Origin of the sequence: Thauera sp. WB-2 (assembly GCF_027594845.1) — a bacterium.
Taxonomy (GTDB): domain Bacteria; phylum Pseudomonadota; class Gammaproteobacteria; order Burkholderiales; family Rhodocyclaceae; genus Thauera; species Thauera mechernichensis.
Map to the genome: position 1 here is coordinate 2,987,972 of NZ_CP088935.1, position 18,853 is coordinate 3,006,824.

An 18,853-nucleotide genomic window follows, 5' to 3' on the forward strand; every position below is an offset into this window, starting at 1 on the left:
GGCCCGCTTTAGCTGCCGCTCATCGCCATCATCAGCTGGTTGATGCGCTTGACGAAGGTCGCCGGGTCGTCGAGCGTGCCGCCCTCGGCCAGCAGGGCCTGGTCGAACAGCACCGCTGCCCAGTCGTCGAAGTGCTTGTCCTCGTACTTCAGGCGCAGCACCGCCGGATGGCTCGGGTTGATCTCGAGGATGGGCTTGGAGACCGGCGCGTTCTGGCCCGCGGCCTTGAGGATGCGGGCGAGGTTCATGCCCAGATCGTGCTCGTCGGCCACCAGGCAGGCGGGCGAATCGGTCAGGCGCAGGGTCACCTTCACGTCCTTCACGCGCTCGCCCAGGCTCGCCTTCATCTTGTCGAGCAGTTCCTTGTACTCGTCGGCGGCCTTCTCGGCTTCCTTCTTCTCGGCCTCGTCCTCCAGTGCGCCCAGGTCCAGGCCGCCCTTGGCGACGGAGACCAGCGGCTTGCCGTCGAACTCGGTGAGGTTGCCGGTCACCCACTCATCGACACGGTCCGACAGCAGCAGCACCTCGATGCCCTTCTTGCGGAAGACCTCGAGATGCGGGCTGTTCTTCGCGGCATTGAAGGTCTCGGCGGTGACGAAGTAGATCTTGTCCTGGCCTTCCTTCATGCGGCCGATGTAGTCGGCCAGCGAGACGACCTCGTCCGCCGTGTCGAGCTGGGTCGAGGCGAAGCGCAGCAGGCCGGCGATCTTCTCCTTGTTGGCGAAGTCCTCACCCACGCCTTCCTTCAGCACCTTGCCGAAGGCCTTCCAGAAGTCGGCGTACTTCTCCTTGTCGGCAGCCTCCTCGCTGTTGGCCAGACCTTCCAGCATCGACAGCACCTTCTTCGTGCAGCCCGAGCGGATGGTGTCGATGTCCTTCGACTCCTGCAGGATCTCGCGCGACACGTTGAGCGGCAGGTCGGCCGAATCGACCACGCCGCGCACGAAGCGCAGGTAGGTCGGCATCAGCTTCTCGGCGTCGTCCATGATGAAGACGCGCTTCACGTACAGCTTGATGCCGTGCTTGGCGTTGCGGTCCCACAGGTCGAAGGGCGCGTTCTTCGGGATGTAGAGCAGGTTGGTGTATTCATGGCGGCCCTCGACGCGCGAGTGGGTCCACGCCAGCGGCTCGTCGAAGTCGTGCGCAACGTGCTTGTAGAAGGCCTTGTACTCGTCATCCGTGATGTCGTTCTTGGCCCGGGCCCACAGGGCGTTGGCCTGGTTGACGGTCTCGTCCTCGTCCGTGAGCACCTGCTTCTTCTGCTCGTCGTTCCACTCCTCCTTCTTCATCACGATCGGCTGCACGATGTGATCGGAGTACTTGCGGACCAGGCTCTTGAGCTTCCACGACGACAGCAGGTCTTCCTGGCCTTCGCGCAGATGCAGGGTGATCTCGGTGCCGCGGCCGGCCTTGTCGACCTGCGCCACGGTGTAGGCGCCAGCTTCATCGCCGGCCATCGAGCATTCCCACCTCACACCCTCGCCGGCAGCCAGGCCGGCGCGACGGGTGAGCACGGTGACGCGATCGGCGACGAGGAAGGCGGAGTAGAAGCCGACGCCGAACTGGCCAATGAGGTTGGCGTCCTTCTTCTGGTCGCCGGTGAGCTGGCCGAAGAACTCGCGCGTACCGGACTTGGCGATGGTGCCCAGGTGGGCAATGGCTTCGTCGCGGCTCATGCCGATGCCGTTGTCGGCGATGGTGATGGTCCTGGCCTCGGCATCGAAGCCGATGCGGATCTTCAGCTCGGCGTCGTTTTCGTACAGGCTGCCGTTGTCGAGGGCTTCGAAACGCAGCTTGTCGCAGGCATCGGATGCGTTCGAGACCAGCTCACGCAGGAAGATCTCGCGATTGGAATACAGCGAGTGGATCATCAGGTGAAGCAACTGCTTCACCTCGGCCTGGAAGTTCAGGGTCTGGGACGACGCGTTGTTCGGGTTCTGTACTTCGGACATGTGACTGCGGCTCCGTCTGTTTGATCAGGACGGAGCCGCAGATGGGGGCGGTGCTCCCACTTTCAAGGGCCTGCCCGCGCATGCGGGGCGGGCGCTCAGCAGCGGAAGCGGCCGACGAGCTGGTTGAGGTCGCCTGCCAGTTGCTCCATGCGCTCCGCCAGCTGAGCCATCGAGGCCATCTCGGCCGTGGTGTCCTGCGCCATCGAGGTGATCCGCTCGACCTGCTGGGCGATCTCGGTTGCTGCGGCGCGCTGCTCGCGGGTGGCGAAGGCCACACCGCGGATCTTCTCCAGCGCCTCGCCGGCGCCGGACCTGATCTGATGCAGGGACTCGGACGTCTCATCGACGAGCACCACGCCGCCCTCGACCTGCGCCGTCACCTCGGCCATGGCATCGACCGTGCCCTTGGTCTCGGTCTGGATGCCCTCGATGACCTGCTCGATCTGAACCGTCGCCGCGGCCGTGCGCTCGGCCAGGCCGCGCACCTCGTCGGCAACGACCGCAAAGCCGCGCCCCTGCTCGCCGGCCCTGGCGGCCTCGATCGCCGCGTTGAGGGCCAGGAGGTTGGTTTGCCCGGCGATCTCCTTGATCACGTTGGCGATCGACCCCACTTCGTCCGCACGCAGGACCAGGTTCTGCAGCTTGCCTGCAGCCGCCCCGACCTTGGCAGCGATCGAGTTCATCTCCGTGACCACACGCTCGGCCCGCGCCGCGCCCTCATGGGCCAGCTCGGACGTCGCCGCCGAGTTCTCCTCGGCATGGCGGGCGCCATCCGAGATGTGCTCCACGCTCACCGTCATCTCCTCGACCGCGGCTGCGATGGCAGCGGTCGAGTCGGTCTGCACGGCCGACGCCTTGGACACCACCCGCGCGACCTCAGAGATGTCCCGCACGGTATCGGTCAGCCGCCCCGAACCCTGGCCGATTTCGCCCACCATGGCGCGCAACTGGCCAAGCATGGTCGACAGCGTACCAAGCAGGCTGTCTGCGCCCGCGCGATTGGCGACCCTGACATCGAGCTGACCCGCAGCGGCCTGGCGCATGACCTCGTTGGCATAGGCCGGCTCACCGCCGAGCGCACGGACCACGCCCCTCACCACCCACCACGAGATCAGGCCGAGGACGACGAGCACCGCCAGCACGAAGATACCGAAGCCGGTCGCCGCGCCACGCATGGCGGTATCGATATCATCGACATACACGCCCGTACCGACGATCCAGTCCCACTCCGCGAACATCTTGACGTAGGACAGCTTGGGCTGGGGCGTCTCCGACCCCGGGCGCGGCCACAGGTAATCCACGAAACCGGCGCCATCGGCACGCGCCACGCGCACGAACTCGCGGAACAGGTACTTGCCCTGCGGATCACGATTCGGAGACAGGTCCACCCCCTCGAGATCGGGGCGGATCGGGTGCATCAGCATCACCGGACCGCTGTCATTGACCCAGAAGTACTCGTTGCCTTGATAGCGCAGGCCGCGCAACGCCGCCTTGGCGGCCTCCTGCGCATTGGCCCGGCTCATTGCGCCGCTGCGCTCCAGGGCGTGGAAATGCGCAATCAGACCGTGGGCGACCTCGACCTGGCTCCTGACGTTGCGCTCATAGCCTTCGGTCATGTGGCGGTGCGCATCACGCAATGCCACTGCAGTGAGCAATGCCAGGCCAGCCATCGCCACCACGACCAGCAGCGAGACACGCTGCACGACGGTCAATGATCCAAGGCGCATATCCCTTCCCTCCCTCTCTATGATTTCTTCGGTCTGTCAGCCCCCCTGCACGGCCAGCGGCTGCAACCTGTGCGTTTGCTATCGGCCAAATACACCTCCGACTTTAGCTGCATCGCGCCCACACCACCGCAGATACTCCAATGAAATACAAAGAGATAACGTTGACTTGCCTCAAACGTAGACCACGCCGACGATCTCCAGCTCACGCAGCCCGGCCGGGCTCTGGAAGCGCACCACGTCGCCGACCCGCGACTTCAGCACGGCACGTGCAAGCGGCGATATCCAGCTGATCCGGCCCTGGGTCGCATCAGCCTCATCCACTCCCACGATCTGCAGGGTCTGCTCCTCGCCGGTGTCCAGGTCGCAGAAACTCACCGTAGCGCCAAAGAACACCTGCTCCAGCTCGCGCTGGCGCTCGGGGTCCACCACCTCGGCGTTCTCGATGCGCTTGATCAGGAAACGGATGCGCCGGTCGATCTCGCGCAGCCGCTTCTTGCCGTAGATGTAGTCTCCGTTCTCCGAACGGTCGCCATTGCCTGCCGCCCACGCCACCGTCTCGACGAGCTTCGGACGCTCGAAGCGCACGAGCTGGTCGAGCTCCGCACGCAAGGCGTCGTAACCACGCCGGGTCATGTAGTTCTTGCTGCCGGCCGGCAGACGCAGGCCCGGCGCCAGATCCTCGTCGCCATCGCCGTCGCCGTCACTTTCCTTCACAAAGGCCTTGTTCATCCTCAAGCGGTCCGCAAAAAGTGCCGATGTTACGGACTGGTCCAGATTTGCGCCAAGCCGGACGGCAGGCCCATTTCGTGCTTTGCCTGGCCCGAGTGCTTACAAACGAGCGCGGCGCGGATGCTCGGACAACAACGAACCCGAATGAACGGAGGTCGAGGAGATCATGGGACTGTTCTTGCGCAAACAAGCCGCCAATGCGGCAGGGGTGGTGACCTTGCAGGCATCCTCGGCGACGCTGGGGGCAGCGCTTGACGCCTTGCGCATCAAGCCCACATTCGTGGTCGCTTTCGTGTCGCCGCACGCCGACATCGACCGCAGCGCGGCCGAAGTGCGCAGGCGCTTTCCCGATGCGGCGCTGGCCATGTGCACGACCGCAGGCGAGCTCTGCTCCGAACAGGGCCAGCTCTACTGCACGACCGGCGGAAGCTGGGATCGCATCGTCCTCCAGTGCTTCGACGCCTCACTGGTGGCCCGCGCCGAAGTGGTGGCGATCCCCCTCGGCAGCGAGGACTTGCGCCGCGGCTCGGTTGCCGTGCCGATGAAGGAGCGCGTGGCGCGACTGGCAAGGAGCATCGAGAACGCCGGCATCGCCCTCGACATCGATCACCGCGACACCTTCGCCTACGTGCTGTTCGACGGCCTGTCGGCATCCGAGTCGTTCTTCATGGAGGCCCTGTACGAGAGCGGCCGCTTCCCCTGTCTGTTCGTGGGCGGCTCCGCCGGCGGCACGCTCGACTTCAAGGTGTCCTGGCTGCACGACGGCAAGCGGCGCCTGGACAACCACGCCCTCGTCACTTTCGTCAGAACGGCGCCGGGCGTGCGTTTCGGCGTGTTCAAGAGCCAGAACTTCGAGCCCACGGATGTCGTGTTCAACGTCTTGTCCGCCTCGCTGGAGCAACGCTATGTCAGCCAGGTGTTCGACCAGCAGGGCCGCATCGGCACCCTGGTCGACGCCTTGTGCGACCGACTCAAATGCGATCGCAGCTCGCTAGAGGCCAAGCTGGCCGAATACTCCTTCGCCATTCGCGTCGGCAAGGAAATCTACGTGCGCTCAATCGCACGCATGGACCTGGATAGCGGGCGCGTGCACTTCTACTGCGACGTCGCCCCGGGCGAGGAGCTGGTCATGGTCCGCCGCACCGGGCTGGCCGAACGCACACGGCAGGACTTCCAGCGCTTCCTGGAAGGCAAGCCGGGACTGCCGGTGGCCGGCATCCTCAACGACTGCATCCTGCGCAGGCTCTACAACGAGCGCGAGCTCGGCGACATGGGCAAGGTCATGGAGGGCGTGCCGCTCGCCGGCTTCTCCACCTTTGGCGAAATTCTGGGCTTGAATCTGAACCAGACCCTGACTGCCATCTTCTTCTTCCGCGTGCGCACCGGAGAAGGCTTCCGCGACGGCTTCGTGGACCAGTTCGTGGCCCACTACGGCGAGTTCAAGGCCTTTTTCCTGCGCCGCCAGGTCGCCAAGCTCGCGGGCCTGTCGCGTGTCGTGGTTCAGCAGATCGAGAGTTTCGAAGCCCAGCACTTCGACAGCTCGCTCGACGCCAGCGGGCTGGATGAATCGATGGCGAGGGTCTTCACCGGACTCAACGATCTTGGGCGGGTGCTCCGGGAGGCGAACACGCTGCGCGAGCACACTGCGCGGGAACTGGATGGTTGTGCCGGCGACCTTTACGGGTCGATGGATGCGCTGTCCGCACACATCGTCGAGCAGGACGAGGTCGTCCATCGCGCCGGCAGTACGGTCGTCGAACTTGCCGCGCGTGCGGGCGAGGTCGCCGCCAGCGCGCGCGGCCTGGCCGAAGCCAGTGCCCGCATCAAGAGCGTTGCAGGCGTGATCCAGCAGATCTCCGACCAGACCAACCTGCTCGCGCTCAACGCCGCGATCGAGGCGGCACGGGCCGGAGAACAGGGGCGCGGGTTCGCCGTGGTCGCAGACGAGGTGCGCAAGCTCGCGGAGAAATCGCGTACCAGTGCGACCGAGATCGGTGGCGACATTTCCCGGCTCGCGGATGCAATCAGCAATGTGGCGCGCGAGATCGAAGGCCAATCGTCCGGCGTGGCCGACCTCACCAAGCTGCTCGAGAGCATCGAGCAGTCGAGCCGCCGCACCGCGGACACGGCGGTGCACACCAAGGCGGTGGCCGATAGCCTGAGGGCGCTCACCAAGGGCAGCGCCTAAGACAGCCCCCCCGCAAATTGGGGAGCAGCATTCATGAGCAGCGCGCATCGTTTCGGAACACGCGTGGAGCAGGAGCACTTGGCACAGGCCACTGCGTGAAACAGTTGCACCGCGGCATCGTACAGGGCTGGCGGGCGCCCGAAGCGCTCGCCGGCCCTCAGCTGCAGGGGTTTCAGCGCGCCCGGCACTTTTCATAACGCATATATCTGCACAACAATGGCATGATTGTTGCCTGAGCGCTCTCCAGCGCACGTGGCGCAGCCGTCACGGCGGCGCACTTGATCACTCGATCCGATGGCTGGAGACCCGCCGACAATGAATAACGAGCGACACCTGTGGCAAACACTGCTGGATGTCGAGGCGCCGTGGACGGTTACCGACTGCAAGGAGAATGGTGGCCGTCGCCACGACATCTGGATCGGACTGGAAACCCCTCGCCCCTGGTTGGGCATCGTACGCGCGCGGCCTGTGCCGGGTACGCGGACACTGTCCTGGCGGCACGCCAACTTCGGCGCCTGGCAGATCCATATCCACGTCCAGGCGCCAGGCACGGCCGACCTTTCGCGCCAACCGTGGGCCGGCGAACCGGACCTGCCATTCACGCGCGCGCTCAACGAGCGGATCTTCACCTTTCTGCGCGAGGGCTGCAGCCTGCAGAGCATCTGCACCCTGCTCGACCTGCCGATCACCGAACTCTGGCGATTGCGCTATGCGATGGACAGCGGCCGCTGGGGCTTCGACCGCTCCCCGGCCCAGGGTATCGCAGCGCACGGCAGCGAAACTGACGCAGGCGCGGCGGCGGACCCGGACGTGCCCGACGTGGCGGACCCGGTGTGGGTCGCGCTGCTGGAAGGCGGACGACAACTCGACATCCGCGTCCTCGGCCTGAAGCTGCTGCTGACACGGCTGCGCGCGCAGTTCGAGATGATCTCCGACATCGAGGTGCGCACGCTCAAGTTGCAGGAACTGCACCGGTACTTCCTCAAGAACAAGCGCCTGCTCGCGCATGAACTCAGCCAGATCAGGAGCGAATGACGTGGCCGGGACTCCTCTTGAGCAAAGCGCCTCCGCACACGGTTCGTTGCTCGGCCTGGTCGAGGCAGCACGGCGCATCGAACGTGGCGCCTTCCTGACCATTGCCGGCGACGAGGACTTGCTGCGGCAGCTGCCGCGCGGCAACTGGATCGGCGGCACGATTCCGTATTTCATGGCGCAGGACGGCGGCGAGATGAGCCGCGATCGCGTATTCGTGAGCGAGATCGCACACGTCTCGCCAGCACCGCGGATCCGCTTCCATGACGTGACCTCGCTCGACCGGATATGTGTGGAAGCCCCGGACAACGGCTACTCCATACTGATCATTCCGGCGTTCTCTGCGGTGCACTCGCATTACGCGCGCAACGCGCCGGGGTTCGACGACATGTTCGTGAAACCCCTCGTCGGCTGGGTATCGGGCTGCCACCTCGACGATATCGAACGCGCCACCCCCATGGTGATCAACGGGCAAACGGGAGAGTTCGACTCCGAGCGCGCGGTGGTGATGCATGTCACTCTCCCGGACGACTGCTACGCACGGGTCGAGATCATCAATCTGTTGGCGCAAGGTGGGGGCGACGACATCCGCTTTCCGGAAACGGGCTTCTCGGCGCACGAATGTCTCGTCAATGGCGCTCCGTCGCTCCTTGCGGACTACCTCGAAGCACATGGCGGCGATCTGCGCCTGCCCTTGGTCGCCGACTATTGCGGGGCGATGGTCAACGTGTCCTTCAAGAGCATCGATGCCAGCACCGGGCACGTCGACTTCTACGCCCCCGTATTCAAGGACACCACCTATCGCCTGGCCCGCCGGCTGCCGCCGACGCACTCGAGCGCAGAGGGCGGACACGCAGCGTTCTCGTGCAACTGCATTCTCAACTACGTGCATGACGGCCTGGAGGGGCGCCGAACAGGCGCCTTCACCGGGCCGATGACCTTCGGCGAGATCGCCTATCTGCTGCTCAACCAGACCTTGGTCTACCTCGTGATCGATCGCATGTGACCAAAGACTCGCTGAAGCCCGCCCCCCCGCTGCCTCGGTCGTGGCGGAGCGAGCCGTAGCATTTCGCAATAAACTGCTAAAGTCTCCAGGCTTATCGCCGATACCGGCGTTGAGTACATCAACGGTGCCTGGGGACAGCCATGCTCGACAACCTGAAGTTCAGAACCAAGATCATCCTGCTGATCGCCGCCACCTTCCTGGGCCTGGCTACCATCATGGTCCTGGACGCGATCCAGCTCAAGGCCGAACTCACCGAAACACGCAAGCTCCAGATCCGCTCCATCGTCGAGAGCGCCGTGCAGGTCTCGGCCGCCTTTCACGCTAGCAGTGGTGAACTGGGCGCGCCGGAAGCCCAGGCGCGGGCCATCCAGGCCATTCAGGCGATGCGCTATGGCGGCGACGACGGCAAGACCGAATACCTCTACATCTACGACCTGTCGGCGACGACGGTGATGCACCCCTTCCGCCCGGAGTGGAAGGGGCGCGATGTGAGCAACGAGGTCCGTGACGGCAAGGGGCGGTACACCATCAAGGACGTCGTAGGCACCGCGAGCCGCAATGGCGCCGGCTACGTCGATACCGCCTTCCCCCGTCCGGGCGGCACCGACCCGGTCGACAAGCTGCAGTACGTCGCCACCTTCGCGCCCTGGGGCTGGGTCATCGGTACCGGGGTGTACATGGACGACGTCGAGACCCAGTTCTGGAACAGCGTGCTGGTCGATACGCTTGTCAGCCTCGTGATCATGCTGGTGGTGGTAGTGCTCGGCGTCCAGATCGGCCGCTCGGTGCTGCGCCAGATCGGCGGCGAGCCGACCGAAGCAATGCGCCTGATGGACCTCGCCGCCTCGGGAGACCTCACCGTTGCCATTCCCAACGCGCAACGTGGCAGCCTGCTCTCCGAACTCTCGCGCATGCTGACTGCGATTCGTCAGCTCGTGGGCGAGATCTCAGCCAAATCGGGCGTCGTGCGGCACACCGCCGAGAGCATCTCGACCTCGTCGGGCGAGGTTGCTCAGGCATCGCACCGCCAGTCCGACTCCACGGCAGCCATGGCTGCCGCAATCGAAGAGCTGACCGTCTCCATCAACCACATCTCCGACCTCGCCCGCGACACCGAACAATACTCCTGCACGGCAGCGGAACTGGCGCAGGGAGGCGAAGCCCAGGTTGCCGAGGCAGCGCGCGAGATGACCGTGATCTCCGAACAGACCTCCGCCGCTGCGGGAATGATCCGCTCGCTCGAGACGCGTGCCAACGAGATCTCCAAGATTACCGAGGTAATCAAGGAAATCGCAGCACAGACCAACCTGCTTGCCCTCAACGCTGCCATCGAGGCCGCTCGCGCAGGCGAGCAAGGCCGCGGCTTCGCGGTGGTCGCGGACGAAGTCCGCAAGCTTGCCGAACGGACCTCGTCCGCGACCGAAGAGATCAGTGCGATGACGGGCGCCATCCAGAGCGACACGGGCAGCGCAGTCGAATCCATGGACAAGGCGCTGCCCCAGGTCGAGCGCGGCGTGGAGCTTGCCCGCGAGGCCGAACAGTCGCTGCGCAAGATCCGCGAAGGCGCGCACACGACGCTCGACCGCATCCGCGAGGTGGCGCTTGCCACCCGGGAACAAAGCGCCGCCAGCACGGCCATCGCGCAGCAGGTCGAGAGCATTGCCCAGATGGTGGAAGAAACCAGCGCATCCACCGAACAGACCGCCTCGTCGGCAACGTCCCTGGACACCATCGCCAGAGAGCTCGGAGGGCTGGTGTCACGCTTCCGTCACTGAGCGGACGGTTGAGGCGCCGTCATCGGCGCCCACCCTCCTGCGCTTCATTGCGCATTGTCAGGCCCGCCTGCCCCGCATACCATTGGCAAACAATGGCGGGGCAGACGTGCGCTTGAGCGCATGCAGATCCAGATCGGGGGAGCGTATTCATGACGGACGAGCAATTCGACGAGGTCACCAGCCTGCGCGGGCGCCTCGAGGAGCTGCGCAGCGAGCATCGGGACCTGGACGATGCGATCACGCGCCTTGCGCAGCAGCCCTCGGAAGACGAGCTGATGCTGCGCCGGCTCAAGAAACGCAAACTCGCGCTCAAGGATCGCATCACCGCAATCGAGCACATGCTGGACCCTGACGAATACGCCTGACGCATCGGGCCTTGCACGTCGAGCCGCAGCCCGGCTACCTTCCGCACCCCCTTCCGCACCCCACTCACCGTGCATCAAGCCCTGCCGCACAAGCTGCCGGGCGCATTGATGCAAGCTGCAAGTCACCAGAGACATCCATGCCTACGATTCCTCTCCGCGGCCATATGGCCGCCTATGACGATTTTGGGCCGACGACGGCCCACCCCCTGCTCCTTGTCCACGGTGCCGGACACGACCGCGGCATCTGGCAAGCTGTTGCCGAAGGCCTGGCTCAAGCCGGCAGGCGCACGATCACCGTCGACCTTCCTGGACATGGCAGTTCAAGCGGCGACGCGTGTCTCGGCATCGATGCCATGGCGGACTGGGTGCTCGCATTCGCGGACGCCGCTGGCCTGGGTCGCTTCGACCTCGGCGGTCACAGCATGGGCTCGCTGGTCGCACTGGCCGCAGCGGACTCGGCCCCTACACGGGTGGGCCGCCTGGTGTTGATCGGCAGCCTGGCGCCCATGCCGGTCGCCCCCTTCGTGCTCGATGCCACGCGTAACGACCCTCAACAGGCGCACGCCCTGATCAACAAATTCTCCTTCGCTCCGGCGGAGTTGATCGGCGAAGCCCGTCGACAGGCGCTGGAGGAAGCCAATACCGCGCGCATGCAACGCAACGGCGCAGCAGTACTGGCCTCCGATCTGGCGGCCTGCGACGCCTGGCAGGACGGCCTGGCCGCCGCCGCCAGACGCCGCGGCCCAAGCCTGCTGCTGTGCGGCGAGGTCGACCGCATGACCCCGCTCAAGGCCGTGACCCCGCTCGCCGACGCCCTCCAGGCAGGGGGCAATGCGCGCCTGGTCGTGCTTGCAGCCTGCGGCCACGGCATGCTCGACGAGAACCCCGCTGCCGTGGTTCAGGCCCTGCTCGAAGACTGAGCCTCGAAGGTGAGCACCACCGGCTGGTGGTCCGACGCCGCCGTGTCCGCCATGACCTCCAGCTCGCGCACACGGGCTGCAAGGTCGGTGGTGACGAAGAAGTAGTCGCAGCAATAGGCGCGATCGGGCCACTCGGCGCCATGCAGGCCGACAGTGGGCGCATGAGGCTGTGCGCCATGAACGAGCTGCCAAGCGTCTACCCAGTGCGCACGCGCATCGCCCCAGGGTGCCGCCGGTAGCGGCTGCAGCATGGCAAGATGCTCGGCCGAACCGGGCTCGCAGTTGAAATCCCCGCACAACACGGCCGCTGCCGGGCGCTGCGGCGCGGCAAACGACGGATTCGCCTCCTTGAGTGCGGGCGGGCGCGCGGCCAGATCGGCTGCCTCGGCCTGCAGACCGCGCAGCGCCTCGACCTGGGCGCGACGCTGGACCGCCGAGTAGTACTCCAGGTGCGTGGTCATCACCCGCAGCGCGCCCCACGGCGCCTGCACCACGGCCTCCACGCACACACGCTGCATCGCCGGGTACGCCGGGTCCGCGGGCGAAGGCAGCAGGTGCCTGAACACCTGTCCGACAGGCAGGCGCGACAGCAGCAGGTTGCCGAAGCGGGCACGCCCGCCCTCGCCGTCCGGCAGATCGACGGCCGCCGCATAGACAGCCTCATACCCCGCAAAGGCCGCGCCCAGCGCAGCGGCTTCATCCTCCCGCGCCCCGCCTGCCAGCCCGGGGAAATTGCACGCAACCTCCTGCAGGCAAATGACGTCGAAGTCTCCTGCCGCCCGGATCGCCGCCGCGCTGCGGGCGAGGTCCACCCGCCCATCGGCCCCACGCCCCCACTGGATGTTCCAACTCAGCAGCTTCATGCCCTGCTCCTCCCCTCATCCGAGATCCATGCGCCAGCGGGCTTGACGCCTCTGCCGCAAACAGCGATTTTGCACCCATGTCCAGGCCTCTTTATGTTTCTCGCCTCTGCGCCGCCCTGGGGTGCATGCTGCTTGCTCTCCTGCCCCTGGCACCCGCCTGTGCAGCCCAGCCCCTGCGCATTGGCGTGCTCGCCTTCCTCGGCTCGGAAGCCGCAGTCGAAGAATGGCCATCGTCGGCCGTGAAGGCTTCGGCGGCTTCCAGATGTTGTGGGGAGAGCTCGACGCACTCGGCCGGCAGCACCCGGCGTGCGGCAGACGGCCGAGGGTTGCCAGCGCGGGAATGACCTCCGTCGCCTCGTACGACTGCCCTGGCCGGCGTCCTCGGGCATAATCGGACCCGCCTCCAGGGAGGAAAGCTCCGATTGCCGAGACGTACGCCGACGCGCACCGACGGGCACGGACACCACGCGACCATGTGCAGCGCAAGCGCCCGGCGCCGCCGATGCTGCCACTGCCGTAAAGGACTGAGCCATGCACTCCGCACAGGAACTCGTCAGCCAGGTCGAGGCGCTGACCGCCCTGCCCGACGTCTACGAACGCGTTCGCCAGCAACTCGACTCGCCCGCCGGCTCGATCGGCGAGGTGGCACGACTGGTGGCGGCCGATCCCGCGCTCACGGCACGCCTGCTACGGCTGGTCAACAGTGCCATGTACGGCTACCGCGGACGTATTGCCGACGTCGATCGCGCCGTCCAGCTGCTTGGCCTGCAGCAGGTACATGACCTCGTGCTGGCGATGTCCCTGCATGCAATCTTTGCAGGCGTGCGCCCTGCCCGCCTCGACATGCACCGTTTCTGGCGCGACAGCATGCTCAACGGGCTGGCGGCACGGGCGGCCGCCCGCCGCCGCGGCCTGCCCGGCAGCGAACGTCTGTTCGTGATCGGACTACTGGCCGACATCGGCCACCTGGTGATGTACCAGACGGTTCCCGAACTCGCCGCAACCGCACGCGAATCCGCCGAGCGCGACGGAAAGGCCCTGGACGTGAGCGAGCGCGAAGTCGTCGGCTGCGACTTCAGCGAGATCGGGGCTGCGCTGGCCGACCTGTGGCAGCTGCCGCCAAGCTTTGCGGGGGCCATCGGTACCCAGCTCTGCCCCCGCTTGGGTGGCGAGTACGGCAATGAAGCGGCCCTCCTCAGCCTGGCCCGCTGCGTGGTCGAGGCCGAACGCCGCAATCAGTCGAGCGCGGATGCGGCGGCGAGCCTCGAGGCGGACATCTGGCCACTGCTCGAGCTCGAGCCAGAGCAACTCGCCGACATTCGCGAGGAAGCCGAACTGCACCTGGCGGCCTATGTGAACCTGTTCTTCTCCTCTGCACACTAGCTGGCGCACGGCAGCCGAAAACCCGCGTAAACACTGGCTTTCCTGCCCAAAAAAGAGAACACAGGGCTACTACATGTAGTGCATTCGTAAAATTTGAAACACAAACTAAAAATATAAATACATGTTTTAAAAGGATTTTATTTTTTTGCGAAATCCCGCTTTCCGCGCTATTCTTCAGTCCGTTCCAAGACCCACCACGGATGAAGAAAAAAGCCATGAGCGAGACCACCAGCGCGTCCACAAGTGCACACAACCAAGGCACCATCAAACCCTCTGCCGCCAACCTGCCGATGCAGGAGATCTCCGGCGAGGTTCTGGTCGAAAAGTACGCCAAGGGTGACGAGCAAACCGTTGCCGAGGTGCGCCGCCGGGTTGCCCGTGCGCTTGCCGCGATCGAGTCCGAAGACAAGCGCGCCCACTGGGAAGCGAAGTTCCTCGAAGCGCAGGAGAAAGGTTTCGTTCCCGCTGGCCGCATCAACAGCGCCGCAGGCACCACGCTGGCCGCCACGCTGATCAACTGCTTCGTGCAGCCGGTCGGCGACTCGGTCACTGAGGCCGTCGATGGCCGCCCCGGCATCTACACCGCGCTGGCCCAGGCCGCCGAGACCATGCGTCGCGGTGGCGGTGTCGGCTACGACTTCTCGTCGATTCGCCCCAAGGGCGCGCTGGTGAAGGGCACGGCATCGAACGCCTCCGGCCCGGTGTCCTACATGCGCGTGTTCGACCGCTCTTGCGAAACCGTCGAATCCGCCGGTGCACGCCGCGGCGCGCAAATGGGCGTGCTGCGCTGCGATCATCCGGACATCGAGGAGTTCATCCACGCCAAGGACCACGGCGACCTCACCAACTTCAACATCTCGGTCGGCGTCACCGACCCCTTCATGCAGGCCGTCGAGGCCAACGGCGATGTCGAGCTGGTGCACAAGGCCGAGCCCACCGATGAGTTGAAGGAAGCCGGCGCCTACCAGCGCGACGACGGCCTGTGGGTGTACCGCAAGGTGCGTGCACGCGACCTGTGGGACCAGGTCATGCGCTCGACCTACGATCACGCCGAGCCGGGCATCCTGTTCCTCGACCGCATGAACCAGGACAACAACCTGTACTACTGCGAGACCATCGAGGCCACCAACCCCTGCGCCGAACAGCCGCTGCCGCCCTATGGCTGCTGCTGCCTGGGCTCGATCAACCTGACGCCCTTCGTCAAGAACCCGTTCAGCGACAAGGCCGAGTTCGACTATGCAGGGTTCGGCAAGGTGGTCGACGTCTCCATCCGCATGCTCGACAACGTGCTCGAAGCCACCCACTGGCCGCTCGAACAACAGCATGCCGAGGCGCAGTCCAAGCGCCGCGTGGGCCTGGGCTTCACCGGCCTGGGTGACGCGCTGATCATGCTCGGCAAGCGCTACGACACGCCCGAAGCACGCGAGGAAGCGCGCAAGATCTCCGAGTTCATGCGCAACCGCGCCTATCTGGCCTCGTCCGACCTGGCCAAGGAACGCGGCGCCTTCCCGCTCTTCAACGCCGACCTGTACCTGTCTGGCGGCAACTTCGCCTCGCGCCTGCCGGCCGAGGTCAAGGACAAGATTCGCAAGAACGGCATCCGCAACTCGCACCTGCTGTCGATCGCGCCGACCGGCACCATCAGCCTGGCCTTCGCCGACAACGCCTCGAACGGCATCGAGCCGCCCTTCTCCTACACCTACACCCGTCGCAAGCGCATGGCCGACGGCACCTTCAAGGAGTATGCGGTCGAGGACTACGCGTGGCGCCTGTACCGCCACCTCGGCGGCAACGTCGACAAGCTGCCGGAGTCCTTCGTCACTGCACTGGAGATCTCCGCGCAGGCACACAAGGACATGGTCGCCGCCGTCGCCCCCTATGTCGACACGTCCATCTCCAAGACGGTGAACGTGCCCGAGGACTACCCCTACGCCGAGTTCGAAGACCTCTACCTCACCGCTTGGAAGGCGGGCCTCAAGGGGCTGGCCACCTACCGTCCCAACAACGTGCTGGGTTCGGTGCTGTCGGTGACCCCGACCGCCGAGCAGAAGCAGCCGCACGACGTCGAGATTGCCGACGCCAACAAGCGCCTGTCGATCAAGAACCTGCCCGCACCGGTGCTGTCCAGCCTGCGCTGGCCGGGCCGTCCGGATCTGCCCGACGGCAACCTGGCGTGGACCTACATGCTCAACACCCCGAGCGGCGGCTTCGCGCTCTTCGTCGGCCAGGTCGGCAACAACGGCGGCAGCTTCCCGTTCGAAGTGTGGGTAAACGGTGCCGACCAGCCGCGCGGCCTGGGTGCGGTGGCCAAGACGCTGTCGATGGACATGCGCGCCAACGACCGCGGCTGGCTCAAGCTCAAGCTCGACACCCTGGCACGCACCGTCGGCGAGCGCTCGTTCGAGATGCCCTTCCCGCCGCACGGCGAGAAGAAGCTGGTGCCCGGCGTGGTTTCGGCCTTTGCCCAGGCGGTGAACTACCGCTGCGAGAAGCTCGGCGTCTTTGACAAGGAAGACGACAGCAACTCGGTGCTAGACACCCTGTTCAGCCTCGAAGAGCCCAAGACCGGCACCGACGGCACGCTGTCGTGGACGGTGGACATCTACAACCCGGCCACCGGTGAAGACTTCGTGCTCGGCCTGAAGGAGATCACCCTGCCGGACGGCGTCACCCGTCCGTACTCGGTGTGGCTGTCGGGCAACTATCCGCGTGCGCTGGACGGTCTGACCCGCATCCTGTCGCTCGACATGCGCGTCATGGATCCGGCCTGGATCGGCATGAAGCTGCGCAAGCTGCTCGACTACCCCGAGCCGCTGGGCGACTTCATGGCCTTCGTGCCGGGCACCCGCCGCCAGCAGAACTGGCCCAGCACGGTCGCCTACCTGGCCCAGCTCATCATCCACCGCTACGCCATGCTCGGCGTGCTCGACGAGAAGGGCTACCCGACGCGCGAGATGGGCATCCTCGAGTCGCCGCGCGACGACAACGAGCCCAAGCTGATGCAGGGCGCGCTGTGCAACGAGTGCGGCAACCATACCGTCATCCGCAAGGACGGCTGCGACTTCTGCACCGCCTGCGGCGCGGTTGGAACCTGCGGCTGAGCCCAACGCGGGAGCTCGCTGAGGTCAGGTCGCATCTCATATAATGCGTTCTGCCCATAACTACACGAAGCGCCCCAGGCCAGTTGCTGGCTGGGGCGCATGCGCTCCTGCACCATGCCAACCTGTCCCCGCTGCGACGGCACGGACTGTCGCGAATCTCCCTGGCGCTCCGAAGACGAGCGCCGGGAACACAAGGGTGAAACGCCCTACCGCTGCATGTCCTGCGTGCATCGCTTCTTCGGGCCAGGCCGCAGGAACCTTCTGCAACACAACCCCCTGATCGCCGCCATCGGTGGCAGCACGCTGCTGGTGGTCATTGCGGTGGTGCTGATCATGTGGGCCTGGAAATCCTGAGCGGAGGCGCGCAATGAGCAGCACACCCCTCACGATCACCTGCCCGAAGTGCGGCTCGACCGACTGTCGCGAGTCGCGCTGGCGCTCGCACCAGGAAAAGGTGGACACCCCGGGCCAGCATCCATACCGCTGCCTGAATTGCGCCAACCGCTTCGTCGGCCGGCACTCCGGCAGTATTGCCGGACGGCGCAGCTTCCTGCTGCTCGCGGGCCTGGCTGGACTTGCGGTCGTTGCGCTGGTCGCGGGCGTGGTCGTGGTCCTGCTCGAGGGGCGCAAATCCGTGCCGGAGGCGCCGTCCGCCGGAATGCCCGTCGGCGCTGCGGCAAGCACGCACATCGAGGCCGCTGCACGCGGCGATACAGAGGCTCAGTTCCGCGCCGGACGCGCGGCGCTGCTCGACACTGCGCGTGGCAAGGAGGCAACGCTGGAAGCCCTGGGCTGGCTCAAGCGCGCCTCTGAGGGCGGGCACACGGGCGCGATGATCCTGCTTGGCAAGCTCTACCGCAACGGTGTGGGCATCACCCAGAACTACGACCTCGCAGCACGCTGGATTGCGGCCGCTGCCGAGGCGGGCGACCCCGAGGGCATGGTCGAACTGGGGCGCCTGCACCGCGCCGGGATCGGGGTGCCGCAGGACGCGGTACAAGCGTATGTGTGGTTCAACCGCGCCGCCGCCGCACTCAACATGAATGGCGTTCAGGAGCGCGACAGCATCGCCATAAAGCTCAGCCCGGACGAGCTCAAGCGCGCCCAGACCCTGTCGCTCGAACACGACACCCATGTCACCCCAAGTGCAGAGCGCAACGCGGATGACAAGGCGACGCCGGACTGAAGGCAGTCGCGTGCGCCCGCGGCGCAAGGCCTCAGCCCATCACTGTGGCTCGCCGATGGTACCGGCGAATACCCAGCCCTGCTCCACCACATAGTTGAAGACGAAACCGGTCGGTACGTCGACGAACAGGCTGACGCTTTCACCGGCCTGCGCCGGTGCGAGGGCGGCCTCGGCGCGTTGACCGGCAAAACGCCAGCCTTCGTCGGCCAGGTACTCGTAGCGTCCGCCGGTCTGCTGGTCGAGCATCACGGCCAGCGGTGCAGTGGCCGCCCGGTCGAGCTTGACACGGACGGCCGCTGCCGACTCACCAGCCAGCGCAGCGGGCGCAGAAACGGCAATGACGAGCGCAGCCAGCGAGGCGACGCCCGGAAAACGACGGACATGCATGGGGGTATTCCTTGAAAAAACGGGATCAGGTCGCGCCATCGGCAAACGACAGCAATATGCTGCAGCGCAACATCACAACCCGGATGGTAGCAGAAACAAGGTATTCCTCAACCCGAAAACGCACACCCCTTCCAGGCGCTGCCCGCGTGACACAAGCCGCGACGCCGTCGTGACCTGGCGACGACTTGCCTACGCGGCTACTGGACGCGTATCGTCGCGACGTTGCGCCGTCCAGACGC

15 protein-coding genes are annotated in these 18,853 nt (G+C 65.7%); 10 read left to right on the forward strand and 5 right to left on the reverse strand.

The features are described from left to right. Positions 1-8: 8 nt before the first annotated feature. The 3 genes from htpG to greB all read right to left on the reverse strand — a co-directional run bounded on the left by htpG (position 9) and on the right by greB (position 4,408). On the reverse strand, positions 9-1,952 hold the full coding sequence (gene htpG / locus LQF09_RS13650) for a molecular chaperone HtpG (RefSeq protein ID WP_002941918.1): 1,944 nt from the start codon (positions 1,950-1,952) through the stop codon (positions 9-11). Positions 1,953-2,047: 95 nt separating this feature from the next. After that, a complete protein-coding gene (locus tag LQF09_RS13655; protein WP_002930145.1) occupies positions 2,048-3,679 on the reverse strand; it encodes a methyl-accepting chemotaxis protein in 1,632 nt (543 codons plus the stop codon). 171 nt (positions 3,680-3,850) lie between these two features. After that, positions 3,851-4,408, reverse strand: coding sequence for a transcription elongation factor GreB (gene greB, locus LQF09_RS13660; RefSeq protein ID WP_002930147.1), 558 nt, complete (start codon positions 4,406-4,408; stop codon positions 3,851-3,853). Positions 4,409-4,574: 166 nt separating this feature from the next. Here greB and LQF09_RS13665 point away from each other — a divergent pair, with 166 nt between their 5' ends. The 6 genes from LQF09_RS13665 (at position 4,575) to LQF09_RS13690 (ending at position 11,694) form a co-directional block, all read left to right on the forward strand. Next, on the forward strand, positions 4,575-6,596 hold the full coding sequence (locus tag LQF09_RS13665) for a methyl-accepting chemotaxis protein (RefSeq protein ID WP_270068229.1): 2,022 nt from the start codon (positions 4,575-4,577) through the stop codon (positions 6,594-6,596). A 315-nt stretch (positions 6,597-6,911) separates the two neighbouring features. Further along, positions 6,912-7,631, forward strand: coding sequence for a hypothetical protein (locus LQF09_RS13670; RefSeq protein WP_270068230.1), 720 nt, complete (start codon positions 6,912-6,914; stop codon positions 7,629-7,631). A gap of 1 nt (position 7,632) precedes the next feature. Further along, a complete protein-coding gene (locus LQF09_RS13675) occupies positions 7,633-8,634 on the forward strand; it encodes a DUF6976 family protein (protein ID WP_270068231.1) in 1,002 nt (333 codons plus the stop codon). Between the two features lie 140 nt (positions 8,635-8,774). Further along, on the forward strand, positions 8,775-10,409 hold the full coding sequence (locus LQF09_RS13680; protein ID WP_270068232.1) for a methyl-accepting chemotaxis protein: 1,635 nt from the start codon (positions 8,775-8,777) through the stop codon (positions 10,407-10,409). A gap of 149 nt (positions 10,410-10,558) precedes the next feature. After that, positions 10,559-10,774, forward strand: a complete 216-nt coding sequence (locus LQF09_RS13685; RefSeq protein ID WP_002930158.1) for a YdcH family protein — start codon at positions 10,559-10,561, stop codon at positions 10,772-10,774. 137 nt (positions 10,775-10,911) lie between these two features. After that, a complete protein-coding gene (locus tag LQF09_RS13690; protein WP_270068233.1) occupies positions 10,912-11,694 on the forward strand; it encodes an alpha/beta fold hydrolase in 783 nt (260 codons plus the stop codon). On the opposite strand, the gene LQF09_RS13695 is transcribed toward LQF09_RS13690, so the two are convergent. After that, positions 11,673-12,557: an endonuclease/exonuclease/phosphatase family protein gene (locus LQF09_RS13695; RefSeq protein WP_002930162.1), complete on the reverse strand. Its 885-nt coding sequence runs from the start codon at positions 12,555-12,557 to the stop codon at positions 11,673-11,675. The two genes, LQF09_RS13690 and LQF09_RS13695, sit on opposite strands and share 22 nt — an antisense overlap. A 531-nt stretch (positions 12,558-13,088) precedes the next feature. On the opposite strand from LQF09_RS13695, the gene LQF09_RS13700 reads away from it, so the two are divergent. The 4 genes from LQF09_RS13700 (at position 13,089) to LQF09_RS13715 (ending at position 18,227) form a co-directional block, all read left to right on the forward strand. Beyond that, positions 13,089-13,940: an HDOD domain-containing protein gene (locus LQF09_RS13700; protein WP_270068234.1), complete on the forward strand. Its 852-nt coding sequence runs from the start codon at positions 13,089-13,091 to the stop codon at positions 13,938-13,940. Positions 13,941-14,155: 215 nt separating this feature from the next. Then, a complete protein-coding gene (locus LQF09_RS13705; protein ID WP_002930173.1) occupies positions 14,156-17,041 on the forward strand; it encodes an adenosylcobalamin-dependent ribonucleoside-diphosphate reductase in 2,886 nt (961 codons plus the stop codon). A 114-nt stretch (positions 17,042-17,155) separates the two neighbouring features. Beyond that, positions 17,156-17,395: a hypothetical protein gene (locus LQF09_RS13710; protein ID WP_232431641.1), complete on the forward strand. Its 240-nt coding sequence runs from the start codon at positions 17,156-17,158 to the stop codon at positions 17,393-17,395. A gap of 13 nt (positions 17,396-17,408) precedes the next feature. Then, positions 17,409-18,227, forward strand: coding sequence for a sel1 repeat family protein (locus LQF09_RS13715; protein WP_270068235.1), 819 nt, complete (start codon positions 17,409-17,411; stop codon positions 18,225-18,227). Between the two features lie 39 nt (positions 18,228-18,266). Here the strand turns inward: LQF09_RS13715 and LQF09_RS13720 are convergent, their stop codons facing one another. Then, positions 18,267-18,614, reverse strand: coding sequence for a hypothetical protein (locus LQF09_RS13720; protein WP_002930182.1), 348 nt, complete (start codon positions 18,612-18,614; stop codon positions 18,267-18,269). Positions 18,615-18,853 lie beyond the last annotated feature (239 nt).